26 protein-coding genes are annotated in these 24,804 nt (G+C 60.3%); 8 read left to right on the top strand and 18 right to left on the bottom strand.

What is annotated here, in order from left to right:
• Window positions 1-44 precede the first annotated feature (44 nt).
• The 17 genes from NKI17_RS18590 to NKI17_RS18510 form a co-directional block, all read right to left on the bottom strand.
• Entirely contained in the window at window positions 45-1,940 is a 1,896-nt protein-coding gene (locus NKI17_RS18590) for an ABC transporter ATP-binding protein (RefSeq protein WP_352906513.1), read from the bottom strand.
• Entirely contained in the window at window positions 1,940-3,808 is a 1,869-nt protein-coding gene (locus NKI17_RS18585) for an ABC transporter ATP-binding protein (RefSeq protein ID WP_352827691.1), read from the bottom strand. The genes NKI17_RS18590 and NKI17_RS18585 overlap by 1 nt, the downstream gene beginning before the upstream one ends.
• A gap of 73 nt (window positions 3,809-3,881) precedes the next feature.
• Window positions 3,882-4,787 carry an SIR2 family NAD-dependent protein deacylase gene (locus NKI17_RS18580; protein ID WP_352784635.1) on the bottom strand — a complete coding sequence of 302 codons (906 nt, stop codon included), beginning with the start codon at window positions 4,785-4,787 and terminating at the stop codon, window positions 3,882-3,884.
• Between the two features lie 36 nt (window positions 4,788-4,823).
• Complete coding sequence (gene nifT, locus NKI17_RS18575; protein ID WP_352457024.1) at window positions 4,824-5,036, bottom strand: putative nitrogen fixation protein NifT; 213 nt, start codon at window positions 5,034-5,036, stop codon at window positions 4,824-4,826.
• A complete protein-coding gene (locus tag NKI17_RS18570) occupies window positions 5,033-5,353 on the bottom strand; it encodes a nitrogen fixation protein NifZ (RefSeq protein WP_031256099.1) in 321 nt (106 codons plus the stop codon). The genes nifT and NKI17_RS18570 overlap by 4 nt, the downstream gene beginning before the upstream one ends.
• Window positions 5,354-5,452: 99 nt before the next feature.
• Window positions 5,453-5,647: a 4Fe-4S dicluster domain-containing protein gene (locus NKI17_RS18565; protein ID WP_352457023.1), complete on the bottom strand. Its 195-nt coding sequence runs from the start codon at window positions 5,645-5,647 to the stop codon at window positions 5,453-5,455.
• 31 nt (window positions 5,648-5,678) lie between these two features.
• Entirely contained in the window at window positions 5,679-7,154 is a 1,476-nt protein-coding gene (gene nifB, locus NKI17_RS18560) for a nitrogenase cofactor biosynthesis protein NifB (protein WP_352906512.1), read from the bottom strand.
• Between the two features lie 238 nt (window positions 7,155-7,392).
• Complete coding sequence (gene nifA, locus NKI17_RS18555) at window positions 7,393-9,081, bottom strand: nif-specific transcriptional activator NifA (protein WP_502894551.1); 1,689 nt, start codon at window positions 9,079-9,081, stop codon at window positions 7,393-7,395.
• 257 nt (window positions 9,082-9,338) lie between these two features.
• Window positions 9,339-9,638 carry a ferredoxin family protein gene (locus NKI17_RS18550; protein ID WP_352480510.1) on the bottom strand — a complete coding sequence of 100 codons (300 nt, stop codon included), beginning with the start codon at window positions 9,636-9,638 and terminating at the stop codon, window positions 9,339-9,341.
• An 11-nt stretch (window positions 9,639-9,649) separates the two neighbouring features.
• Entirely contained in the window at window positions 9,650-10,957 is a 1,308-nt protein-coding gene (locus NKI17_RS18545; RefSeq protein ID WP_352906601.1) for an FAD-binding protein, read from the bottom strand.
• 8 nt (window positions 10,958-10,965) lie between these two features.
• Entirely contained in the window at window positions 10,966-12,075 is a 1,110-nt protein-coding gene (locus tag NKI17_RS18540) for an electron transfer flavoprotein subunit alpha/FixB family protein (protein WP_352720363.1), read from the bottom strand.
• Between the two features lie 18 nt (window positions 12,076-12,093).
• Window positions 12,094-12,945 (bottom strand): electron transfer flavoprotein subunit beta/FixA family protein, encoded by an 852-nt coding sequence (locus NKI17_RS18535; RefSeq protein ID WP_352906510.1) that lies wholly within the window; start codon window positions 12,943-12,945, stop codon window positions 12,094-12,096.
• Window positions 12,946-13,133: 188 nt separating this feature from the next.
• Window positions 13,134-13,514 (bottom strand): nitrogenase stabilizing/protective protein NifW, encoded by a 381-nt coding sequence (gene nifW / locus NKI17_RS18530; protein ID WP_352491471.1) that lies wholly within the window; start codon window positions 13,512-13,514, stop codon window positions 13,134-13,136.
• On the bottom strand, window positions 13,511-14,719 hold the full coding sequence (gene nifV, locus NKI17_RS18525; protein ID WP_352906509.1) for a homocitrate synthase: 1,209 nt from the start codon (window positions 14,717-14,719) through the stop codon (window positions 13,511-13,513). Before nifV ends, nifW begins: the two co-directional genes overlap by 4 nt.
• Window positions 14,716-15,933 (bottom strand): cysteine desulfurase NifS, encoded by a 1,218-nt coding sequence (gene nifS / locus NKI17_RS18520; protein ID WP_352906507.1) that lies wholly within the window; start codon window positions 15,931-15,933, stop codon window positions 14,716-14,718. The genes nifV and nifS overlap by 4 nt, the downstream gene beginning before the upstream one ends.
• Entirely contained in the window at window positions 15,884-16,129 is a 246-nt protein-coding gene (locus tag NKI17_RS18515) for a NifU family protein (RefSeq protein WP_352906506.1), read from the bottom strand. Before NKI17_RS18515 ends, nifS begins: the two co-directional genes overlap by 50 nt.
• Before the next feature lie 264 nt (window positions 16,130-16,393).
• A complete protein-coding gene (locus NKI17_RS18510; protein ID WP_352906505.1) occupies window positions 16,394-16,714 on the bottom strand; it encodes an iron-sulfur cluster assembly accessory protein in 321 nt (106 codons plus the stop codon).
• A gap of 725 nt (window positions 16,715-17,439) precedes the next feature.
• On the opposite strand from NKI17_RS18510, the gene NKI17_RS18505 reads away from it, so the two are divergent.
• The gene (locus tag NKI17_RS18505) at window positions 17,440-18,507 is read left to right on the top strand and encodes a hemin-degrading factor (protein WP_352906504.1); all 1,068 of its coding nucleotides are present in this window, start codon (window positions 17,440-17,442) and stop codon (window positions 18,505-18,507) included.
• 124 nt (window positions 18,508-18,631) lie between these two features.
• Here NKI17_RS18505 and NKI17_RS18500 read toward each other — a convergent pair whose 3' ends face one another.
• The gene (locus NKI17_RS18500; protein WP_352906502.1) at window positions 18,632-19,081 is read right to left on the bottom strand and encodes a hypothetical protein; all 450 of its coding nucleotides are present in this window, start codon (window positions 19,079-19,081) and stop codon (window positions 18,632-18,634) included.
• A gap of 328 nt (window positions 19,082-19,409) precedes the next feature.
• Between NKI17_RS18500 and NKI17_RS18495 the strand changes: the two genes are divergently transcribed.
• The 7 genes from NKI17_RS18495 to NKI17_RS18465 all read left to right on the top strand — a co-directional run bounded on the left by NKI17_RS18495 (window position 19,410) and on the right by NKI17_RS18465 (window position 24,792).
• On the top strand, window positions 19,410-20,627 hold the full coding sequence (locus NKI17_RS18495; protein WP_352906501.1) for a cytochrome P450: 1,218 nt from the start codon (window positions 19,410-19,412) through the stop codon (window positions 20,625-20,627).
• Window positions 20,628-20,667: 40 nt separating this feature from the next.
• Window positions 20,668-20,904 (top strand): ferredoxin, encoded by a 237-nt coding sequence (locus NKI17_RS18490; protein ID WP_352646943.1) that lies wholly within the window; start codon window positions 20,668-20,670, stop codon window positions 20,902-20,904.
• Between the two features lie 291 nt (window positions 20,905-21,195).
• Window positions 21,196-21,840: a nitrogen fixation protein NifQ gene (locus NKI17_RS18485; protein ID WP_352906500.1), complete on the top strand. Its 645-nt coding sequence runs from the start codon at window positions 21,196-21,198 to the stop codon at window positions 21,838-21,840.
• 521 nt (window positions 21,841-22,361) lie between these two features.
• Window positions 22,362-22,883: a hypothetical protein gene (locus NKI17_RS18480; protein WP_352906499.1), complete on the top strand. Its 522-nt coding sequence runs from the start codon at window positions 22,362-22,364 to the stop codon at window positions 22,881-22,883.
• Window positions 22,880-23,317 carry a hypothetical protein gene (locus tag NKI17_RS18475; protein WP_352692233.1) on the top strand — a complete coding sequence of 146 codons (438 nt, stop codon included), beginning with the start codon at window positions 22,880-22,882 and terminating at the stop codon, window positions 23,315-23,317. The genes NKI17_RS18480 and NKI17_RS18475 overlap by 4 nt, the downstream gene beginning before the upstream one ends.
• A 288-nt stretch (window positions 23,318-23,605) precedes the next feature.
• A complete protein-coding gene (locus NKI17_RS18470) occupies window positions 23,606-24,148 on the top strand; it encodes an FRG domain-containing protein (RefSeq protein ID WP_352692298.1) in 543 nt (180 codons plus the stop codon).
• A 65-nt stretch (window positions 24,149-24,213) separates the two neighbouring features.
• Window positions 24,214-24,792 carry a hypothetical protein gene (locus tag NKI17_RS18465; protein WP_352692234.1) on the top strand — a complete coding sequence of 193 codons (579 nt, stop codon included), beginning with the start codon at window positions 24,214-24,216 and terminating at the stop codon, window positions 24,790-24,792.
• Window positions 24,793-24,804: the final 12 nt, after the last annotated feature.

The following is a 24,804-nucleotide window of genomic DNA, read 5'->3' as shown; positions in this document are numbered from 1 at the left end:
CGGCACGCCCGAGTCAATGCCAGTACCACAAGGCCGGCAAGACGTCAGGTCTGGGAGCCAGCTTGTACGGTCGTATCGTGTTCGGGAATATCGTCGAAGGAGGCGTAGTTGAGATTGTAGAGTTTGGAATACAGGCCCCTCATGGCTATTAGCTGATCGTGGTTGCCAGTCGCAGTAACTTGGCCATTCTGAAGCACGATGATGCGGTCGGCACCCCGGATCGTGGCAAGACGGTGGGCGATGATTAGGCCAGTGCGCCCTTCGAGCAGCTTTATCAGAGCCTTCTGAATCTGCATTTCCGTGTAGCTGTCGATGTTGGCGGTAGCTTCGTCGAGCACGAGGATCTTGGCGTCGGCGACTAGGGCGCGGGCGAAACTGATAAGCTGGCGCTGGCCGAGAGATAAGTTGTCGCCGCGTTCGCCAAGTTGGGTCTCATACCCGTCGGCGAGGCTCATGATGAAGTCGTGGGCGCCGACCGCCTTGGCGGCCTCGATCACCTTGTCTCGCATGGCCTCTGTCTTGTGGTATCGAATGTTCTCGAAGACCGTCCCGGTGAACAGGAATGGCTCCTGCAGCACCATGGCGACCTGGCGGCCGAGCGATTCCTGGGTGAGATCGCGCACATCATATCCGCCGACCAGCACTTGGCCCTGCTGAACATCATAGAAGCGGTGGACCAGGGCCATCGCACTCGATTTGCCAGAACCGCTCGGCCCGACCAGTGCGACCGTCTCGCCGGGATTGACCCGGAAGGAGACATTTTTCAGCACCGAACGGTTCGGATTGTAGCCGAAGGTGACGTCCCTGAACTCGACCGAGCCGTCCATTTCGGGCGAAAGCACCTCGGCATTGGGTTTGTCCTGAACATCGATCTTGACGTCGAGCACATCGGTCAGGCGCTTGCCTGAGGCCATGGCGCGCTGCATGACCGAATATTGCAGGGTGAGTGAGCGGATCGGGTCAAAGAAGCGCTGGATGTAAAATAGGTAGGCAATCAATACGCCCACATCTATGCGGCCATTCATGACCATCGAGCCGCCGACCACAATAACGGCGGCCATGGCGAGGCCGGTGAGGCCATCGACGATAGGCACCATGACCAGTGCATATTTGGCAGCGATCAGGTGGGTCCTGAGGTTGGCATGGGCCTTGTCGTCAAAAAGGATGAAATTCACCTGCTGGCGGTCCATTGACTGGACGGTGCGCACGCCGTGAATGGCTTCGGCCAGCGCGCCGTTGACGACGGAATTAGTCTCGTGTGCGGCCATGAAGGCGTCGCGGGCACGCGGCAGCCAGACAATGCGGACGATCACCAGGACCGGCAGAACCGAGAGCGTCAGGAGGCCGAGGCGGAAGTCGAGCCACAGCATTACGAAAACGATGCCGAAGAGAAGCGCAACATCGCCTACGGAATATACCGAGGTTTCGAGGAATTCCTGTATGGAGTTGACGTCGCCTTGCAGGCGCGACATGAGGCGTCCGACCTCGGTCTTGTCCATGAAGGAGAGCGAAACCTTCTGCAGATGGCCAAACATGGCGCGGCGGATGTCGAACAGGACATTCTCGGCCACTTTCCCAACCACGGTTTCCTGCATGTAGCCGGCAGCGAAATTGACCAAAATCGCCAAAACGAACGCGCCGACGGCCGCGAGCTGGGCTGAGCGATCGGTCCTTGCCGGGTTCATGCCCTGGTCGAGCGCGTAGCGGATGATCAACGGGATGAGAAGCTGCGTCCCGGTGAAGATCAGCATTGCTGCAATGGTGATGACTACCCTGGCCCGATAGGGACGGACGAAAGCCCAGATGCGCCGGAGGATGCTCTTGTCGAAAGCCCGGCCGAACATCTCCTCCTCGATGCGGTGCGAGCCGACAACCGCGCGCGGAGGGCGTCTGCCGTCGTCACGTTCGGCTTCGACTTCGCCGGCGCGGCCCTGCGCCATCAGCGGGCGCCCCCATACTGGGTCATATTGTCATCACCCGGGCGCGTCTGGAGATCGTAAAGGGCCCTGTAGCGTCCCCGCTTCGCCAAAAGCTCTTGATGCGTGCCGCGTTCTACGATTTCGCCGTTATCGACAAAAAGGATCTGATCGGCATGCACAAGCGCACTCAGCCGGTGCGCGATGATGATCGTCACCCGATCCTTGGCGAAGCGCCGCATCGCCGCGCGGATGCGCTGCTCGGTGCCGGCATCGATCGCGGCCGTTGAGTCGTCGAAAACGACGACGGAGGGGCGCAGCATCATGGTGCGAGCAATCGTGAGACGCTGGCGCTGGCCGCCAGAGAGAGAGACGCCGCGTTCGCCCACGACCGTCTCGTAGCCTGCTGGGAGCCCGAGGATGTAGTTGTGGAGCTGGGCGAATTCGCCAGCGCGTTCGATTCGCTGTCTCTTCGCCCAGGGATCGCCATAAGCGATGTTGTTCTCGATCGTAGTGGTGAATAGGAATGCATCCTGCTGTACGACGGCGACCGCCTTGCGAAGCGTCGCGAGGGTGACATTGCGTACGTCCTGGCCGTCCAGCGTGATGGCGCCACCGGTCACGTCGTAAAAGCGGGGGACCAGATGAGCCATCGTCGATTTGCCCGAACCCGGCGGACCGACGATCGCGATCGTCTCGCCTCTACGGGCCTCAAAGCTGAGGTTCTTCAAAATGGCGCGGTTTTCGGCGCTGGGGTACGCAAACGAGACATTGTGGAAGCGCAGAGTGCCGTCGCTTATCTCGAGCGGTCTGGCCTCGAGAGCATCCCTGATTGTGATCTCCTGGTCGAGGAGACCGAAAAGCCGCGAACCGCAGCTAGAAGCGCGGGCAAAGGCATTGACCATGAGGCCGATCTGGCGGACTGGCATTTGCAGGATTGTCATGAAGGTCAGGAAGGTCGCCACCGTTCCGACGCTGATCTCGCCAGCGACGAGCTTGCTGCCACCGATCCAGAGCACCAATCCCATTGCGAAAAAGAAGGACAAGGTCATCGCCGACGTGCTGGGCACGTAGATGTCAACGCGGTCGTGGGCGAGGTCGAGCGCGTTCTTGGAAGCGCCGTCGAACTTCAGCATCTCGTAGGCTTGAGCCGCAAAAGCGCGGACCACGCGGATGCCTGCGAGATTTTCCTCCATCACGCGGCTCAGTACCGAAAGCCGCTCATGCAGGTCGAGCCAGGTGGCGCGCAGCCTAAGCTGTGTGGCCGATGAGCGCCAGGCGACAAAAGGCACGAAGCTCAGCGCGACCAGGCCGAGCATGGGATCGGTCGAGATCATCATGTAGGCGCCGATCCCGATCAGCATGGTGAGCAGGACCACGCGAACGAGCGCGGTGGAAAAATACATCCGCACGCCTTGGAGATCGAGCATTCCGATGGTGATCAGATCGCCTGAATGGACCCGGTCGTGAAAGGAAAAGCTGAGACGCTGGATCTTGTCGTAGTAGGCGAGCCGCAGTTCGTACGCGACATGATGCCCGACGGCTTCGGCAAAATAGTTCTGCGCCATCGTGAAAAGGCCGCGTAGCGCGCTGACGGCGAGCAGCAGGAGAGCCGGGATCCAGAGCGCTTGTCCTGCCGCGGTCCCCGCGACACCGCCCCCGATGGCTGTCTGGGTCTGGTCGACAGCCCGGCCGAGCAGCTGGGGAATGAGCAACTGGAGGATTGCCGCCATGATCGTCGAGCCCATAGCGAAGGCGACCTGCCAGGGATGCCGCAAATTCATACGCGTGATGCGCAACAGCGTACTCAAATCCCGGCCCCAGCGCGCCGCTTCCACATGGGTCAACGAATTGAGAGCGTTCGTTGCGCTGCCGATAGCATCACTGCTCACGGGTGTATTCCCGACTGCATTTTGCGCCTTCGAGGCAAGCCGAAGGACCAATCATCAAAGGGGCCCGCCATTGTTAATCCTGTCCACCACCTGCAGCAGGGCGCGTTCCTATAAGCCGAGCCGCGGCTTCAGTTACTGGCATGTCGATCACCGTGATTCCGCTTGCCGCAAGGAAACGCGCTTCGTTTCTGGTCAGCGTTTCCGCGTCCATTACCGCGCAATGTGGACCTCGGGAGCGCTTCATGATCTGCCTGGCGTAGGTGCGCAGCATCTGATCGTTGAAGCGGCAGCCAACGAAGAAAAATCCGCGGGTGATGCGCCGTTCCTTCACCACGTCTGGGATCGGTGTCTGGATATCGATTTCGGTCAGGACTTCGACATAGTCGGAATCTGCGACGAGAAAGTTTTGCGCCGGCCTAATACTCCCGTGAGGTGTATAGAGAACCGTCTTCGCCCCCGATCGGGGGTCGAGTTCCCTCCCGGACAAATCGTAGGTTTTCGTCCAAATGTTACCGATTTCGTTCGCCCGCGTTACGCCCTGGATCTCGACGACGTCCGTTCGGCCGGTCTCTACGAGAGCCGTGCGCATCGCGCCGTCGTACCAGCTGTCGACGATGAGGGAGAGCGGCAGCCTTGCGAGCCAGGCGTGGAGGAGGGTAGGCGCCACCGGCGCTGCGAATATGTCGCTCATCCAAGCTTGCAGCGTCCGGCGATGCCGGCGCTGTTCGATGAACTGCGCAACCGACCACATATTGGTGCGGATCCTGGAAGGGGCTGGCGCCCGCGCATTGAGTGCCGCGGCAACGACCTCCGGCGTATGCGGCACAGGCGGTTCCGCACAGTTGAATTCAAGAAGACCCGGACCGAGATAGGGGATCACCTCATCGGCGGCGAGCGCTTTCTTCGCCAGGTCAAGCAGCTTTTCGGCAAAACTGTCCCGTACGATGACCAGGTGGCCCGATGTCAGGATCGTGTTCATGCTCGTTCCTCGCGACGCACCTATCAAGGGGCAGCATCAGTCCTCTTCGGAAACCTTCTTTGCCTCGACGGTGATCGGCAGACGCGTATCCCGTGGAAGATCGGGTAGGAGGAGCCGCCACCCGTTCCTGAGCGTCACAGTTCCGCCCCACAACTCTTCCTTCTCGAGCTTGATGATCGGCTCTTCGAGGTCCTTCTTCGGGACATACGCCGACAAGCCAGCATCGGTCCTGCGGATCATGACTTTCATCTGGCCGTCCCTTCATTGGTATTGCTTTCAGCACTGCAGGGCGCCTCGGCTTTGTCGAGGCTCATCAGTTCACGCGCTCGCATGCCGACGACGGTGCCACGGTCGATCCATTCGACCGCATAGATGAAGAACTGCTGGAGAAAGGTGCCAATGTCGCGCACATATCCCTCGTCGCCCTTCCGCACGAGATTTTCGCCGATCTCCCTGCCAGGATAGGTGCCGTCATTCTTTATGTGGCGAGTGGCACGTACCCGCTCTCCCGGCATGAATCGTGGAGGCCTGCGGATTTCGACCTCCTCTTCGCGTCCGAGCGACATGTCCGTTCCCTGATTTCTCTTGAGGCTGCAGATCGTGAACAAAGGCGTTCCAGGCGTCCTGCGAAGGCAGCCCCGACCATGTCGGCAGCCCAATGTCCGTCACGCAGGAACGCAGGTCTTCGGCACCGGGCATACCGAGGCACATTGCTGCGCATCGAAGACCCCCTCGCACTCGGTGCACTTGTGCGGCTCGATCACGTAGCTCTCGCCTTTGAACTTGATCGCGCCGGAGGGACATTCGAATTCGCAGGCGCCGCATTGGGTGCATTGGGATGCGATAATCTTGAAAGCCATTTTAACTCCTGGTCCGAATGAATGAGACAGCTCAGGCCGTCGCCGCGAGTGCGGGGGTCCCACACGCGGCGTAAATCGCGCTGATTGCGGTCTCGATATAGTCATGGGCATAATCGTCGGTGGCTCGGATTCCAGCGTCCGCGAGCTGATCCTGCGGGCAATTTCCGACCTTGGCGCACAGCACGATATCTATGCCTTCAAGCGCTGCGATGACGCCATCGAGGGCGGCTTCTCCGCCCCAGCCGCCGAGGCAATACTGCTCCACCTTGCGATGCCCGACAAAGCTGATCCCTCTCGGCGAGGCTTGATAAACCTGGAATTCCTTCGCATGGCCGAAATGTTCATTGACGCGGCCGCCGCCCTTGGTCGCCACCGCGAAGAGAAGGGACTTGCCGGGGCTCGCTGCCTTGACCAATCCGATCGCTTCTCTCCTAGCCGCCACGTGATCACGGCGCTCCTCCGCGACCAGCTCCCGATAGGCCTTGCGATTGCTGGCATCGTAGGTGACCTCGCCGGGAATCCGGTCGACTGTGAATTCCTGGCCACGATCTTCTCCGAGCAGGCCGACGGCATCTGCCCGGCACTGCCGGCAGTGGCGCATCAACTGGACGCCGCCTTCGACACGATCCTGAAGAGCCTTCATCTCCATTGCGTTTGGGCCGCGTTGCCCGCTCAGTCCGTAGTGCGTGCCGTGCGCCGGGTCCGAAATCAGCGGCATGAGGTTGTGCAGGAACGCGCCTCGCTCCTTGACCCATCTATTCACCTCGATCAGATGTTCATCGTTCACGCCGGGGATCATCACCGAATTGATTTTGGTGAGGATGCCGCGCGCGGTCAGCATCTCCAGACCCAACATCTGCCGCTCGTGCAGGATCCGGGCGGCTTCGATGCCGACGTAGCGGCGATGGTCGTAAAAGATCCAAGGATAGATCTTTGCACCGACGTCAGGGTCGACCATGTTGATGGTGATCGTCACGTGATCGACATTCATGTTGGCAAGCTCATCGACATGGTCCGGCAGCGCGAGCCCATTCGTGGAGATGCAAAACTTGATGTCTGGGATTTCCCTGGCAACTCGTTCGAACGTTGCCTTCGTCTTCTTCCAGTCGTAACAGGCATCGCCCGGTCCGGCGATGCCGAGCACGGAGAGCTGCGGCACCTCATTGGCGACCGCGACCACCTTGCGTAGCGCCTGGTCGGGCGTCAGCTTTTCGGAGACCACCCCAGGCCGGCTTTCGTTGGCGCAGTCATATTTGCGATTGCAGTAGTTGCACTGGATATTGCAGCCGGGCGCGACCGCGACGTGCATGCGCGCGAAATAGTGATGCGCCTCTTCTGAAAAGCAGGGGTGATCCTTGATCTTCTCCCAGATAGCCGGATCCGTGTCGTCCGGCTTTATCGACGAGCCGCAGGACGAAGACGCGCAGCCACCGGCTTTCACGGTGGCAAGCAACTGGTCACCGAATGTCGTGCTGAGGCTCTCAAGCGAAATTGCCGGTGCGGACATCGAACGGCTCCGTTGCTGGGTGAATGTCGCAGTTCAAACCGCAAGAGCTATGCCAGCTCAAAGAGCGGTTTTGGTTCACGAATTGGCTTTCGTGTCGGATTCCGTCGGATTGCTCCGACACACCTTTGTCGGGCTTCCGACAGTGGACAAGCAAATCGGGTCGCGAAGGCTACCAGCCTTGGGCGGGCAGAGTGTGAGGGAGACTACTCCGGGCTTACGTTTGACGTCATCACGACGTCTAGAATTTCTTCACCTCGATGCCATGTCGGCGTAGCGCGTAGCCGATTTGCCGCGGCGTGAGGCCGAGGATACGAGCCGCCCTGGCCTGAACCCAACCGGCCTTGTCCATCGCGTCGATCAGCCGGTCGCGTTCCGTCAGACGCGGGGGACAAGCGGGATCGTTCGGATCGCCGGCCGCAAGGGGAGATGCGTTGCCTGCGGAGGCACCGATGCGACTGGCCGGCAGCCGCAATCCGACCGGCACTGCGTTGACCCGTGCGAGATCGTCGATGGTATTGCCGCCATTCGAGCGGTCGGCTCGCTTCCAGAGGAGCCAGGAAAGGCACTGGCTCTTCTTACAGGCGAAATCGGATGGCGTGATCGTCCTTGAACGCGCAAGTGTGGCCGTCCTTTGGACGCAGTTCTCCAGCTCGCGGACGTTACCAGGGAAGTAGCATTGCGAGATCAGGTCAAGCGCCGACGGCGCGAAGGCGAGTGCGCGATCGTTCTCCTTGTTGAATCGGTTGAGGAAGGCGTTCGCAAGGCGTGGAATATCGCCGGGTCGCTCTCTGAGCGGAGGCAGGATAATTGGCACCACATTGATGCGGTAATAAAGGTCGGCCCTGAACTCCCCTTTTATGACGGCCGTCTCGAGGTCCTTGTTGGTGGCGCATATGAGGCGCACGTCGACCTGTAGCGTTTTGGTGCCGCCGACTCGCTCCAACTCGCCTTCCTGCAAGACACGCAACAGCTTGGCTTGAAAGGCCGGCGAAATCTCGCCGATTTCATCAAGTAGCAGCGTTCCCTCATTTGCCAATTCAAAACGACCGGCGCGCTGGGAGATAGCACCCGTGAAAGCGCCCTTTTCATGCCCAAACAGTTCTGACTCCAGAACGCTTTCAGACAGTGCGGCGCAGTTCAATTTGACGAAAGACTTCTTCCTCCGACGTGAGAGCTTATGGATGGCTTGCGCAAAGAATTCCTTGCCGGTGCCGCTTTCACCCCGCAGTAGCACGGTGGAATTGGTCCCTGCTACGACCGAGACGGTTTCGAGCACCTGCTTGAGTGCGGGGCTTTCCCCGATGATCCCGTCGATTTTGGCATCCGCATGCCGGGCAGGGTCGTAGGTCCTCCCCTCGTTGGGCGATTTCTCCGGTCTCCATTGCTCATGGACACACCGCTGACGATCTGTACTCAGGGTGCGATGGAGACGGATGGTCCGGCCGACAAGGTTGGCGACCATCGTCAGGAAGTATGTGTCCTCGTCGTCGCGAAAGTCGGTGGCGCCGTCTCCGGCGCGGTCGATCGACAATGTCCCAAGGATCTTATGATCAGCCTCTAGCGGGATACCGATAAAGGCAATTGGGATGGTGCCGCTGCTCGAAAACGTTTGAAGGTCAGCCTGAAATAGTTGGGACTTGCGGACGTCCGGTATGAAGAGCGGCGTCCCCGTAGCGACGATTTGATGTGTTACGGCCTCTGGTATGACGCGGCGAGTGCCTGATTGAGGTGCGTGGGTATTGCCGGCAGTTGCGGCAATCTCCGGCTCTCCTTCAGCGTCCAGGACGACGATTGCTCCGTGACGCATCTGCAGAAACGAAGGCAGGATGTTCACGACATTGGCGAGCGTAATCTCCAGCTCGCTGGGAGCGGTCAGCACCTTCGATATCTCGTAGAGTCCCCTGAGCGCGATATCTGCTTGGGGCATGCTTTTGATGGGCGGTTCAGGGCGGGTATCCCGAGGTGCTACCTCGTCGACCCGATCTTGCGGTACGTCAGCCATGGAAACACCTCAGGGGTTATCGTCCAGAGTGCTCCTCCTTTTGTATCTGAGTCTGAATTGTGAAAGCACAGTATTCACGAGCTTCTCTTCGTTGCGAGGCGATTCAAGCAAAGATGAGACTTGGCGTTGGTCGCGACCTCAGGTGTACCAAGACTAACCCTCTTGATACGTGCGTGCGTCGGTCATCCGAATTTGAAGAGGACTCCGAAACCGCCGCGTGGATAGTTCCACTCGATCTCGCCACTGGTCTCACACAAAATCCGGCAGGTGCCGCACTCCATGCAGCCGTCGGCAGTGATCTCCACTTGACCTTTGTCGTTCAACTCATAACATTTCGCCGGGCAGACGTGGGTCAGCGCGAGCAAGTTCGCGCTTGGCCTCTCGTGCGGTAGCACTTTGATATGCGGACGGCCGGAATCCACCAAGTAGCGGTTCTGGTAAAGCTTGTCCTCGACACGTGACTTCGTCACTGCGATCGTCATTTCGTCTCCCCTCAGCGCCACGCCAATGCAAGGCGGACCGCGTCGCTGACCAGCCCCCAGCGCGAGCGCGCCTTGATGAAGGCCGCCGTGGTCGCCTTTTCCTTCTCGATCTTCGGCGTGCCGTCGACACGCATGAAATTCTGCGCGGCTTGCGACATCAACCGCGGATAAGTCGTGAAGTAATTGCAGGAATTGGTGTGGAGCAAGGCCGGCATGTCTTTGTATTTCCTTAGGTCCTTGACCACGAAGGACTTGTCCAGCATGGCTTTGTAAAGGGCGAGATTCCGTTTGGTCATAGGACCCTTGCGGCTCTTGACCTCGATGATTGCCTCAGCCGCGATGCGGCCGGAGGTCATGGCGAGGTTCGAACCCTCGCGGTGAATGGCGTTGTTCAGTTGCGCGGCATCGCCGACCACGACCCAACCGTCGCCAAAGAGCTGCGGAATAGCCTTGTAGCCGCCTTCGGGAATGAGATGCGCGGAATATTCTTTCACTTCCGAGCCGGCGATCAGCGGCCGGATGGAAGGATGGCTTTTTAAGGCGTCGAGGAGGACGTAAGGGCTCTCGGCCATCGCGGCGAAATCGGAGACGAGGCAGCCAATGCCCAGTGAGATCGACTCCTTGTTGGTGTAGAGGAAGCCGAGCCCGGCCATGCTGCGGGAGGTCGTGCCCACCGCCTCGATCACGCAGCCTTCATCGCCTTTGAGGCCGAACCGCTGCTCAATGACCTCTTCGGGCAGGAAATGCATTTCCTTGACGGCGAGCGCCACGGTTTGCGGCTTCGGCATCTCGCGCAGGCCGGCCCGCGTGCCAAGGAGTCCGCAGACACCTTCTGCGAGGACGACCACGTCCGCGTAAATGGCTCCGCCGGCCCGGTCTGTGCGGACGCCGATCACCCTGTCCTTGGCGTCACGGATGAGTTCCGTCACGGTCGTCTCGCACAGAACCGTCGCGCCGGCCTCGCGCACCTTACGCGAAAACCATTTGTCGAACTGGGCACGAATGATCGTGTAGCGGTTGGGCTTCGCCTCATTGAAGTCGTCCGACCGATAGTGAATCCCGGTATGGGATGTGTCGTCCATCACCCAAAGCCGCTGTTCAACCAAATGCCGCTCGAGAGGCGCATCGTCCCGGAAATCCGGGATGATCTTCTCCAGCATGTTCGCGTACATGATGGCACCCTGGACATTCTTGGACCCCGGATATTCACCCCGCTCCAACTGCAGCACCTTCAGGCCGTGGCTGGCCATGGTGTAGGCAGCTGCGTTTCCGGACATGCCGGCCCCAATAACAATGGCGTCGAATTGTTCCTCAATCATGTCCATCCTTAGCTCGCAAGCTTATCGCGACTGTGGGGCGACAGCCGCCGGGTGAAGGCTTCCGTCAGTGCGGGCAGGAAGCGGATCGCGTCGGTGACGATCCCGAGGTGAGCGAAATCGAAAATCGGCGCGTTCGGGTCGGTGTTGATGGCCACGATGAGATCCGCCCCCTCTACGCCAACCCGGTGCTGGATGGCGCCGGAAATCCCGGCCGCTATGTAAAGCTTCGGCCGGATGGTCTTGCCAGTTTGGCCGATCTGCCGATCAGCCGGCATCCAGCTCTTCTGGACCAACGGGCGCGAACAGCCATGCTCGGCGCCGATTGCCCGCGCGAGATTCTTCACAAGCTGCAGGTTCTCCGCCGCGCCTAGACCGAGGCCTCCCGCAACCACGACGTCGGCATAGGCAAGATTTGCCTTTGCCGACTGACTATCCGGCAGGAAGCCCAGGACTTTGGTAACGATCTCGTCCTCGGCTACCGAGAGCTTGTGCCGGATGACACGCCCGACCGGTTTATCCGCCCGCGGCGGCATGGGCATGACCCTCGGTCGCACTGTCGCCATCTGGGGGCGGAAATTGAGCGTATAGATCGTGCACAGCAAGGAACCGCCGAAAGTCGGACGGGTGGCGGCGAGCGAACCGTCGGTATCCACATCAAGTTCGGTGCAGTCGGCCGTGAGCCCTGTCTGCAAGGTCGTCGCCACGGAGCCGGCAAGATCCCTGCCGAGTGTGGTGGCACCGAGAAGAAGGATCTCGGGTTTGTGGGTATTGACCAGATCCGTCATCGCCTTGGTGAATGGCTCGTTCCGATAGTCGGCGAGCAACGGCGCCTCGACGATGTAGACAAGGTCGGCGCCATAAGCGAACGCTTCGGCAACGGCGTTCCCGATGGCCTCTCCCGGCGGTCCAAGCACGACGCCTGCAAGCTGGACCTGAAGCTTGTCTGCTAACTTGCGGCCTTCGCCGAGCAGTTCGAATGATACGGGATGGACCTGGCCGCGTTCGAGCTCGATGAAAACCCAAATGTGCCGGTAGTCCTTGAAATGCGCGGGCAGCTCCTTCTTTATGCCGGCACGGCCGGCGGCAGGGCGAGGGGTTTCTCGGTTCGCGGTCGACATCGTCTGCTCCTTGCCCTCTCACGCGCCGCCGTTGAACGCGAGCTCATGTTCCAATGCCGGCTGGCGGGTGAAGATTGCCGTGATGAGTTCGTCAGCGACATCGCGCAAGGCCATCTCGGCGGTGTCGATTTTTGTCGCCTTTTCGGCCCGCGCAGGAGGCGCGAAAACGCGCTTGACGACCGTCGGTGAACCGCGCAGGCCGCATTTGGTGAGATCCTCAATGCCGGCATCGGCCGCACTCCATTTCAAGACCAGGCTGCGCGCGGCGCACAAGGCGTCCTGGATCGAGCCCCGGCGGATCTCGTTTGTGCCTTCCAGCATGGTGATGAGGCAAGGGAGCCTGCTCTTCAGCATCTGTGTGCCGCCTTCGGAGCGGCGCTCGACCTTGATCTCGCGTGCAGCAAGGTCAATAGAGGCGATCTTCGCGACATAGGTCAGTTGCAGGAGTCCGAGGCGCTTGGCGATGCCGGGCCCGACCTGGGCGGTGTCGCCATCGATCGTCTGCTTGCCGGTGAAGACGAGGTCTGGCGTGCCGAACGTCTCGCCAACCTTCGCGATTGCCTGGGAAAGGGCGAACGAGGTAGCCAGCGTGTCGGAGCCGGCAAAATAGCGGTCGGTCAAGAGCACCGCTCGGTCGGCGCCGTAACCGAGCGCCTTGCGCAGCGCGTCCTCTGCCATGGGCGGACCCATAGTGAGCACGGTGACTTCGCCACCATAGGCGTCGCGCAGTCTGAGGGCTTCTTCGAGGGCGAACAGGTCGTAAGGGTTGATGATAGTCGGAACACCCTGGCGCATGATCGTGTTCGTCACCGGATGGACCCTTATCTGTGCCGAGTCCGGCACCTGCTTGATGCAGATTACGATGTGCATTGGCGGTTTCTCTAGGCTCCTGTCCGGATGCGGGCTTGGCGGTTATCTCTTTGGTGCGCATCATTCGTGCCAACTGTTTTGCGCTGCCCCGTATTGCTAGAACTTCGCTTGGTTGCTTCTGAGGGCGCCGTGGTGATGACCGGATTTGTCGGCTTCTCGACATTGTCGCGTCGCAACCCGTGTCGCGGTCATTCCTGTCCGAACCGCTTCAGTACGGAGTCGAACGGGACAAAGGTGCGGCCCGGCGTGGCAGGTTTGTTCGGATCGTGGTCTTTGAGCACCTTGAAGACCCGATGCGTGAGCGGCGAGGAAATCGCGAAGTCTTCGTAAGCGCGTTCGAGCGTCGCGCGCACCCGCGCGGCAATCACCTGGTCGGGCAGACCGGAGAAATCTTCTTCGGCAAGGTATTGGCCCACGCGCTTCATGATATGGAGCCGCGAGACATTCAGCACCTTCGGATCATAGGAGACGCCAAGGACTGCGAAGAACTCCTCCGCAGCCGACAGGCGCTTCAGTCGTGCGAGGATGTCGGTGACATCGATGGGGCGGCTGTCAGCGGAACAATTCATTGCATTCTCCCTGGTCGGAAAACTGTGGTGTCGGTGCGCTCGCGCACTGCTGACCTGGACCCGCACAGCTCCGCGAGGGATGCCTCGCTGCACATTCCATCGTAGAGCTCGACCAGTTGAGTTGCAGCGACGGTCGATTTGGTCTCGGCCGCCTCGCGCCGGACGCGGGCCACCATCGCGGCTGCCAGATCCGGGTCGAGATCGCGACCGCTTTCGCTCAGCACATGGGCAATCGCAGCGGCGCCGGAATGCTTGCCGATGACGATACGCCGGCAGCGGCCCACGAGAGCCGGATCGAGCCCCTGATAAGTACGCGAGTCCTTCAGCAGCCCTGCCACGTGAATGCCGGATTCGTGGGTGAAAACATCGGCGCCGACGACCGGCTTAATGGCCGCGGTCTGCCGGCGGGCGGCCCAAGCCACCTGGGCGGCGAGGTCGGGCAATGCGGTCAGCTCGATGCCGGTATCCGCGCCGTCGAAGACCGCCATCGCGGCGGCCACCTCTTCCAGCGCGGCATTGCCCGCACGCTCGCCGAGCCCCAGGACGGTGACGGACGCATGGCGCGCGCCTGCGCGGATCGCGGCCAGCGTGTTGGCGGCAGCAAGTCCGAGATCGTTGTGCGCATGAAATTCAAGGTCGATTGGAGACTGCGCCACGAGCTGGGCGACAAGTTCGAAGGTCGAAAACGCGTCGAGAACGCCGACTGTGTCGGCTAGCCTGACGCGGCTTGCGCCCGCGCGTGCAGCCGTCTCGATGACGCGGGCGAGATGATCCCGATTGGCCCGCGAGGCATCCTCGCAGCCCACCGCGACGAAGAAGCCGGCGGCGGCTGCGCGCCTGACCATATGTTCGATGACCTGGAGCGCTCCCGCCTTATCGAGGCCGAGCTTGGCGGCAAGTTGGATGTCCGACGCAGGCAGCGATAGATTGACGGCGTGGACGCCGCTCTCGATCGCTGCATCGAGATCCAGCGACGTCATCCGGCACCAGGCCATGAGCCGAACCGGGAGACACCGCGCGACCACGGCGCGAATTGTTTCGATCTCGTCGGCGCCCATGACCGGCGTGCCGATCTCGATCTCTGTGACGCCGGCCGCCGCAAGAGACTCGGCGATCTCCAGCTTTTCCGTCGTGGTAAAGGCGACGCCGGGCGCCTGCTCGCCATCGCGCAAGGTCGTATCGTTGAGAAAGACATGACGGGTCATGAACGGTAGCCGGTTCTGCTGCCGCTCAGGCATAGACCGGATTGAACGTCTTCGGAGCTTCGCTTACCCGGCCCAGAACTGGGAAAGCCACGCAGCTTCTCCACGATTGCCGGCATGACCTCGAGGACCCGGTCGACGTCCGCTTCGCCGTTGTCCCGCGCCAAGGAGAAGCGGACTGCCGCGTGTGGCGTTTTCATCGCGCTCAGGACATGGCTCGGTTCCAGAGAGCCGGAGGTGCAGGCGGAGCCGGAGGAACACGCGATGCCCACGCGGCTGAGGAGGAGTGGAATTCCATCACTTTCGACATGTTCGAAGGAGATGTTTGCGGTGTTGGGCAACCGTTCCAGGGGATCACCAGTGACACAGGTGCTTGGGATGCGCTGGAGAATCCCGTCCTCTAAACGGTCGCGGAGCGACTTTACCCGTGTGGTCTCGTCGTCCATGAATTTCAAGGCGAGTTCGGCCGCCATGCCGAGCCCGACTATGCCGGGCGTATTCTCGGTGCCAGCACGCCGGTTGTGTTCTTGGTGGCCCCCCTTGATCAGCGAGTGGAAATTGACGCCACGTTTTACGAAAAGCGCGCCGATCCCTTTCGGCCCGTGCAGCTTGTGGCCGGAGAGCGACAGCATGTCGATTGCGGTCGACTTCAGGTCCATCGGAAGCTTGCCGACCGCCTGCACAGCATCGGTATGGAAAAGGGCGCCCACTTCCTTGGCCAACTCCGCAAGCCTGGCCACGGGGAAGATCACACCAGTCTCATTGTTCGCCCACATTATCGAGACGATTGCCACCTGTGGGGTGAGGGCGGCCATATAGGCGTCGAGGTCGAGCCGGCCACGGCAATCCACCGGGATCCTGTGCACCTTGACGCGGCGGATCTTCTCAAGATGCGCGCAGAGCGTCAGCACGGCGGGATGCTCGACCGCGGACGTAACGATCTCGGTTCGGTTGGGCGCCGCCTCGAGCGCCGAAAGAAGCGCTGCATTGTCGCTTTCTGTCCCACCCGAGGTGAAGGTGATCTCATCGTCGAACTCCGCGCCGATCAGAGCTTGCAACTGCCTCCGCGCCTTTTTCACCGCCGCACTGACTGAGGCGCCAAGAGCGTGCGCCGACGAAGGGTTGCCGAATTGATCCCTAAAGAACGGCAACATCGCTTGCACGACCTCAGGATCGACCCGTGTGGTTGCGTTGTTGTCGAGGTAGATAGGTTTCATGTGCGATCCTCAGTTGACCGGAATGACGCGAGCGCGCGACCGCCTCATTGAGCCTCTGGCGTATGCCGTTGATGATGATGGGCCCGAACTGGCAGCCGGCGCGGACGCCCGAGAGTTTGACGTAGACCGGATCGGCGTCGACATGGCCAAGTCCGCAGTCGCCGCCGTCAGCCCGCAGGTAAGGACGCCCGAACACGACAACGTTATCGATAAGCCGAATTTGGCGCAGCGGCGCGATTTGGCCGCCAGCAGCTTGGGTGCCACCAGGAACCGAACTGTTTCGGGAGACGACGTTCTTTGCATCCTACCTGAAGCGATTGCCGGTCCCAAGATCGGCTTCGACCTTGCCTTGTTCTTGAGGACAGGGACATCTGTTGTGCCGGCCATATAAGCCTCCTCTGCCGCAAATGAGTCCGTCGGCGGCAATCGCTTCATGGACCCGCACAGGCGCTTCGGGCGATCAACTGAAGGACTTGCCGCAGCCGCACTTCTCGCGCGCGTTGGGGTTATCCAAGACAAAGCCGGAAGATTCGAGCCCGGTGAGGAAGTCGACGGTCATGCCGGCGACATGCGGTTGGGAGCCCGCGTCCACGAACAGCTTGATCCCATCTGTCTCGGTGATCGCGTCGCCCTCGCGCGACACGCTCTCCAGGCCCATTAAGTATTTGAAGCCGGCGCAGCCGCCGGCCTGGACCATGATGCGAAAGCCTTCCGCCGGCTCGCTGGCGCGGGAAAGAGCAGTCTTGATGGCGGCAACAGCGTTGTCGGTGAGCGTAATCATGGCTCCATTCTCCTCAGTCCGGGACCTGCTTGCGCATCACGTTGCATGCACCGTGCCAAAGCGAAAAAATGTTTCAACACAGCGCGGCATCTCTGACCCTGCGGTGGTTCTTGTGAGTCCATTGCTGCGAAGGTGTCGGCCAACCGACACGTACTGTCGGGTTTGTCGGGTCCGCCACGCGGGATGTTGGGCCTGAGTTGTTGGCTGAACTCACATTAAACCAATGACCATTACAGAAGACTCCTTCTGAGCTTGCTTCGGCGCAATTGGCACGGTTTTTGAAGCTCCACTGGCGAGGCGGCAAGAGACTGCCGATCCACAATCGTGTCGTGGGTGCCCTCGCGATCGATGCGGCGAAGCAAGGGAGCAACATGTCAGGACTGGGTCAGACACGCTTTGTTTGGCGAAGCAGCGCCGCCCGTGGCATCCGAATGACCGATTGGCCGATTGCGACAACACCCACAATCGCTCACCACCGCCCGGTGGCCACCGACCGCCTCGATGAGATTCCATCGGCATGTGCCTGCTCGTGTCACTCGGGTCTCGCCGCTCCGATAGCACCCCCCGTTTTCGCGCGGGTGCGACGAGGTGCGCACGCTGTCCAGCGACACTTTGTTCACGGGCCAGCAGCAGATCAGGGTCGAGCATTACGGCGCGCCCGATCGGCTGAAGATTCACCGGCAGGGCAGCTGATCCTCACACGTAGGTGGAAGCAGGGGTAAGACATGGACCAGCGCGAGAAACCGTCGCCGGACGAAATCCGGCGGGCGTGCGAAGACAATCCGAAAATCCGGGAGCATGATCTCGCCGCTCGATTGGGCATTTCGGAAGCCGAATTGGTCGCGGCGCATTGCGGTCACGGCGCGGTGCGCATCGAGCCGCGCGTCGATGATCTGCTGACCGGCCTCGAAGCGGTCGGCGAGGTGATGGCGGTCACCCGCAACCAAAGTGCCGTGCACCAAAAGATCGGCGTCTACGACAAAGTGGTCACCGGCAACCCGCATGCCATGGTGCTCGGCGACGAGATCGACCTGCGCATCTTCCCGAAAGCGTGGGCGTATGGCTTCGCCGTCGAGAAGCGCGAGGGAGCCGAGATCCGCCGCAGCCTGCAATTCTTTGATGCCACCGGCGAGGCGATGCACAAAGTACATCTCAGGCCCGCCTCGAACCTGCACGCATATCAGAATCTGGCGGCAGAGCTCGTATCCTCCGACCAGGAGCCGATCATATCGGTCGAGGCGAGCGGGGCGCGCGATAACGCAGTGAGTCCAGACCAAGCCGCCACGGTCGACGACCTACGCGAGCACTGGAGCCGGCTGAGCGACGTGCATCAGTTCTACCATATGTTGAAGACCCTGAAGCTCAGCCGCTGCCAGGCGATGCGTATGGCCGACGAGGATTACGCCTGGCTGCTCGACAATGATGCCGTTGGCGCCCTGTTCCAACAGACGGCCGAAGACGAGATGCCGATCATGTGCTTTGTCGGCAATCGTGGTTGCATCCAGATCCATTCCGGCCCGATCAAGTCGGTCAAGCAGATCGGGCCGCGGATCAATGTGCTCGACGAGAACTTCCATCTCCATCTTAGGACTCATCACATCCGCGAGGTCTGGGCCGTGCGCAAGCCGACGAGGGACGGTCACGTCACGTCCGTTGAAGCCTATGGCGCCGACGGCAAGATGATCATCCAGTTCTTCGGCACGCGCAAGGAAGGCGAACGCGAGCGCAGCGACTGGCGGTTTCTGGTCGAGAGTCTGCCACGCGTTCCCGATCCGACCGACCGGGATGTGTAGAGTGCCGACAGGCCCCCGGATTGAACCGGCCGCCATAGGACTCGGCACCACCTTCCGACAGCGGCTCGCGAGGAAATATAGGTCCATGTGCGATAGAGCTTGCCGTCGTAGCGCATACGCACGGTCAGGTGTGCACGCCGGAATTAGCCGCATCGATACAGTCAAGCTCGTCGTCGGCCGGACCGCTGCGCACGAGTGCATCGCCGTCTAAACCGAAAATCCTTGCAGCGGCTGCATACAACCCATACGCCATCAGCGCCGAACCGAAGCGCGGCTCGACCTTGTTGATAATTTCGATCATCGCGCGCAAGCGCCGCCGGGTTTTGTCGGACCGCACCCGATCCTTGCGCTGGATCGCGTCGTTGCTCAATCCGGGCCGTGCGAGCGATCTTCTCGCTCGTCGACCGGAAGGCAGTGCAGCAGCAGCCAGGCCGAACAGCCCGATGTCGCGGACTCGACAAAACCGACCGTGGATGTCGGTTGTCGGACGTTGTCCTAAGAATGATGGACAGGTCATCATCAACTTAGCGGCGGCGGGCCCAGTGCAGGCTGGCATCGCTTGGTGCAGCGCCATGGGTAACGCCTATCCGGCACGCGACTTGCTTTGACAATTTGATCAGCAGGGCATCAGCAGGGCGTCAGCGGTGCGTCACGGAGCTCAGCGGTGATTGACCAGCCTCTCAACCCTAACTGGATAAGCGGCGGCTTTGCTTCATGACCGCAGCGCGGCGGAGATGCCCCTTCTGATTGACTTCGATCTCATCCGCGCTGGTGCAGGTGGGCTGTATCGGGCGACACAATCTAGAAGCGCCCGACAAGAGACATACCCATGCTGGAAATCGACTTTATGAACAGCGGTGCAATCTCAATCGAGCCACGAACGCCAATGTAGAGAAAGCAAAATGGCGACCAACCCCGTTCCGGATCATGTCCCGCCCGAAATGGTGAGGGACTTCAGCCTGTTTACGTCACCAGGGATGTCACCGACGCCCAACGGGGATCCGCAAGCAGCCGTCGCTTGCGTACATGCCGGGCCGCCGATCTTCTACTCGCCCTGCAACACGCGCGATGGGCGGGGTACCTGGGTCATCACTCGCGCCAGTGACCAGCGCCGGGTGCTGCAGGACGCCGAAACGTTTTCGAGCCATCGCAGCATCTTCGCGTCCGCGCTTGGCGAAAACTGGCCGATGATCCCGCTTGAATTGGATCCGCCTGCCCATGGCGTTTTTCGCTCACTACTCAATCCGCTGCTTTCGCCAAAGCGGGTGATGGCTTTGGAACCGGCTGTCCGCGAACGGGCGGTCGAGCTGATCGAAAGGATCGCCGCGTCGGGCACAAGCTGCGACGTCATGAAGGATTTTGCATTTCCTTTCGCGGTGAGCATCTTCCTTCGCTTTCTGGGGCTGCCGGATGACCGACTCGACACATTTGTCGGCTGGGGGAAAGATCTGCTTCACGGTAACGATGTGAAACGCCCGGCGGCGGCCCGGACGATCGTGGCATTCATCGACGAACTTGCAGCCACGCGCCGCGAGGAGGCGGTTGATGATTTCATGACCTTTGTCGTGCAGGCACAGGTCGAGGGCCGCCGGCTGACGGACACCCAAGTCCGCGGCATCGGCGTGCTTGTCTTCGTCGCTGGGCTCGACACGGTCGCAGCAGCTATAGGCTTTGACTTGGCCTACCTCGCGCGCAACCTCAAAGATCAGCAATTGCTGCGGAGCGAACCGGACCGGATCGTGCTCGCGGCCGAAGAATTGCTTCGCGTCTATCCGACCGTTCAGTTGATCCGCGTGGCAACGAAAGATATCGACTTCGAAGGCGCGCCGATCCGGAAGGGGGACTATGTTTCCTGCGCCACGATGATTGCCAATCGTGACCCGGCGGAATTCGAATGCCCTAACACGATCGATTTGGAGCGCGAGGACAACCGCCACGCCGCCTTTGGCTATGGTCCCCACCGTTGCCTTGGCTCACACCTTGCCCGGCGGGAGATTGTCATTGCCCTGGAGGAGTGGCTGGCGCGCATCCCGGCCTTCCGGATCAAGGAGGGTACGGCACCCATCACCTCTGGTGGCCATGTGTTCGGGATCGAAAATTTGATCCTGGACTGGTCCTAGGCCCGCCCCGAGCCGGGGCACAGACAATGGAGGCAGCGTCATGCGCATCATCGTCCAAAATGCCAAATGCCAGGGTCACGCCCGATGCGCGGCGCAAGCGCCGGACATCTTCAAGCTTGATGGCGAGGGTTACATCCTGCCTGGTGACATTGAAGTTGCGGAAGGGGAGGAGCTGCCTGCATCGCGAGGCGCGCGATCCTGTCCTGAACGTGCGCTGGAACTCACCCGCGGACGCTTTGAATCGGACGTCATTCAACCGAGAGTCTACCGGGCTTGAATGGGGTCGACCATGTGGCCGCACTGGAAAGGACGGCACGCGACCTCTGTCCCAGCACGGTCCACGTCCAACTCCGCGGGGGCATTTCCGGCGCCGAGGTGTTCCCCATGAGGCGCAAACGGCAGGGCGGGGGTTCGCGAAACACCTCTTCCAATCACAGAATTTGCGACAGAGCCGATGGACCAGACGAAAATGACCGATCTACTCGACCGCGAGGCGATCCGCGACTGCCTCTACCCGAAGAACTGCCCGACCCATGTTGCGGCCGGCCGGGTCGCTGCATGACTTGATATGACAAACCAGGAGAACGGCACCATATTTGCCCAACACTATGCCCGGCTCAGCACCGGCCGATGGCCGCAGATCGAGCTGGAGAGGAGGTTCGACCAGCATGTGCTTGCCTGTGTGCTTTCACGTGCGCTCGAGGAGGGCGAGGCCGGCGAGGCGACGGTGACGGAGGCAACCGGCCTTTCGCGCGCCGAGCTGCGCGATGTCCTGGCCCGCTGTTTCCCTGCTATTCCTATCAACGCGTTTGCCTTGGAAGAGGTGAGCGAGCCCGAGCCGGATCCGGAGGAAGAACTTCTGCGCGGACTGCTGCTGGAGCATGCCCGGCCGGGCGACCCGGCGAGCGCCCGCTTCGCCAAGATCATCGCCCGGCGTGCCATGCGCAATGACCATCTCTGGCAGGACCTTGGCCTTTTTAATCGAAGCGACCTCTGCTGCCTGCTCGCCTCGCATTTTCCGAGGCTGGCGGCCGGCAACACCCAAAATATGAAATGGAAGAGATACTTTTACCGCAAGCTCTGCGAGGCCGAAGGTTTTTCGCTGTGCAGCGCGCCCAGTTGCCGGGAATGCAATGATTTCGAAAGCTGCTTCGGCCCGGAGGAAGGCGAAAGCCACCTCACACGGATCAAGAACGGCATCGCCTCGGATTGAGAGCCGCTTCCGTCAGTCGTAAGCCCCAGCGCTCGCGCCGCGCCATATGTCTCTTGTCGAATGTCGACTGACGCCTTCGGGGATTGAATGCTGTGCCTGCTGCCCGATTGCTCGCGGTGCTCGCTTCGGCGGGCCGTCGTCATGGCGCGCCGCCGGTGGAGCTCTTACGGCAGGCGCAAGCGATTTGACCTGCTTGCGAGCGTCTTTCCGTTGTACCGGCCGAAGCGAAAACCTGCGATGAGGGCGATACCCGTCAGGAACATCACGTCGGCAACTTCAACTTCGTAACCAGCTCCTGGGTCGAGAAGAAAGGCAAGCTGCGACGTTACATTTCTTGTGTTAAAAACCTCGATCCCAACAGCGATCTCCTAGTCAGCTGGTTTATCGCTGGGCCATTTCAGACCTATGTTCCCGCGACAGTCGAACTACCCACGCCTCGATTGCGTGACGACATCAGCCCCAGGCCAGTGCGTGGCTGCATCCAACATGGGAACCTCGGAGAAAGGACGCCTGCCGAGTTCATGGGGACGGCCGACGACGAAGAACGAAATGGCAAAGAAGGAAATTGCGCTCCCGCCACCCAAGTTGGGAACGAACCTCAGGGTACGGACTTACCTCCCGATGGGTGGCAGGATGATGTGAGAGTATTCTTCCCAAGCGACCCAGATGATCCGCACGACACAATGCTCGAAGTTACCGGAAAAATTGGCATCGCACCGATCCCAGGAGGCGTGACGGGGGGTGGCTTCCAAAGCTTCTTCGCTTACTCCGCGAAACAGTATGAGGGAAGAAAGCTTGGCAAGGTTGAGGACGTTACGGTCACGCCTGTTTTCCCGATAAAATCCGACTTCTTCGCTGCGGCCTTCTTCAAAGAAAACAAAGAGGCGACAGGGCTTTCGCGCGACGGATCGATCAGCTTTGACGTGCTCACCCCCTTTTCTAACGCCTGGGGGCCTGCGCCGGCGTTCTACGAGTTTCGCGACAAGCATGGCCGAGTGTTGGGAGCCATACCAATGCCGCTCTTCCAGAGCTCAGGCGGATGAGTTTAGAAGAGATTTTTGACTTTATTCGAAAGGTCACGCCAGAGCTTCTTCAGGGCTGGGTTTCTAGCTGGGCTACGCTCTTCAAAAACACGTACATAATGCGTTCAGATGCCAACGATCAGGTCATTTCCACAGCGTTGGCCATTTCCACTCTGTTCGCCATTTTCTTCGTATTGATTACTGTTTCCACAACTGCGGCACGCCTTAAAGCGATCGCTATAGGCTTCGCCGCTGCCGTTGTGGTCCTCTTTTGCTTCTGCAATGCCATAAGGATTTGGCTAAATTTCCCTCTGACCCGCGAAACCATAGGGAAGCTGCAACCCACCTGGGACTATGTGACCATGGCATTCACACTTGCAATGGTAATGATGATGCTATTTGCAATCCTATCATTTATAAAGGCGGTTTACGGAAATCTTCGATCGACCTCGTGAACAAAACGAAAAGACTCAATGGTCGACTGATTAAGCTCTTGGAAGAAGTAAGCTCAATTTAGACGAGGATGAACTTGTAGATTTTCTGCCTTTGTTTATCTTATGCACATGAGGGGCATGGAGCGGACGGCGGATGACCTCACATATACGTAGGATGGTTCCTCGTCCCAAGTCGGCTGGGGCGGCCAAGATTGCGACCTCCACTATGAAGCGAACCGGGGCACGAAGAAGCCGCTGCTAGTCGAAAGCGTGACGGCATACCTGCAACGGGTGTTCGAGCTCCCTGAGATGACAGGTGGCGCTCGCTGCTACCGTGGCGAGTCTGATGCCAAGTGGCAACTGAAGCCCTCTATTATGCGGGGAGTGCGCTCTGATGCGGAGAACCGCATCTTCAGCGAACTAATGCTTGAGGCACCTACAGAGTTCAGCAACGACAAGTCGATGTTCGACATGCTGGTGCGCGCACAGCACTACGGCTCGATCTCTAGCCTCACTATCAGTAGCCAGGTACGCAAAGAGGAATCCATGATGCGGTTAAGGATCGTGTCGGCTGCGCCGTTCACCGCTTGGCGAGCTCACTGCCGCGCTCCAGCATGTCCTCGTAGTGAGCGACCACCCACAGCTGCCCGACAACAAAACTGGCCATTGCCGGGCTATCGAGCTCGACGCTGGCAAGAAAGCGTGCGCCGTAGCGGGAGCTGCGATCGGGGCCACGCGGAACGCGGATGGGAACTCACACTGGCGCGGACACGCCGCCTCAATCGCTGGTCTACGCGGACGTTTATTCGGCGGATATTCGACCGAATGACGCATCCAAAAGTAAGTCATTGATTTTCGTAAGCCAAGGGGAATCGAACCGCTGTTCCCGCCGTGAGAGGGCGGCATCTTGAACATTCATGAACAACTTTGATCAGCCATACACGTTTGATTTAAAAGGTCAATGTGCGCTATTGTGTAGACGCGACCATCTGCGATTGGGCGGGTTTGTTGCAACGAAATTGGCAACGAAAATCTTCGGAGCGAATATGGCGCAGCGCCGCAGCGTATTATCCAGCCGAACTAGTCGGGCGGCTCTTTCTTACTCGGATGCTCCCGAATGGGAGATCATCAATCCCGGTTTGCGGTTGGGCTACGGGCGCGGCCGCGGGAGCTATGGCCGTGGCGGTTCTTGGCTGGCAGCATCGCTGCTCGAGCGACGGCACTCGCGTCAAGATCAAGCTGGGCCGCGCCGACGATCTCATCCCCGCCGTGGTTCAACCATCCTTTCGCATGAGCAGGCAAAGGACGCGGCTCGCGGGTGGCTCAAATCGCTAAAGGCTGGCAACGATGCCCCTGTGGCGCTGATTCTAAATGACGTGCTCGATCGGTATTTCGAAGCACGCGCCGCCGAGGGCATGAAGTCGATCCGAAGACAAGGGCAGCGTTCCACATTCGACCAAAGCTCGGATCGTCGAAGGTCGCGGATCTCTCGATAGAAAAGATTCGTG

Origin of the sequence: Mesorhizobium sp. M0816, assembly GCF_040320005.1 — a bacterium.
GTDB lineage: Bacteria > Pseudomonadota > Alphaproteobacteria > Rhizobiales > Rhizobiaceae > Mesorhizobium.
This window is presented reverse-complemented; position numbering and strand designations above follow the sequence as displayed.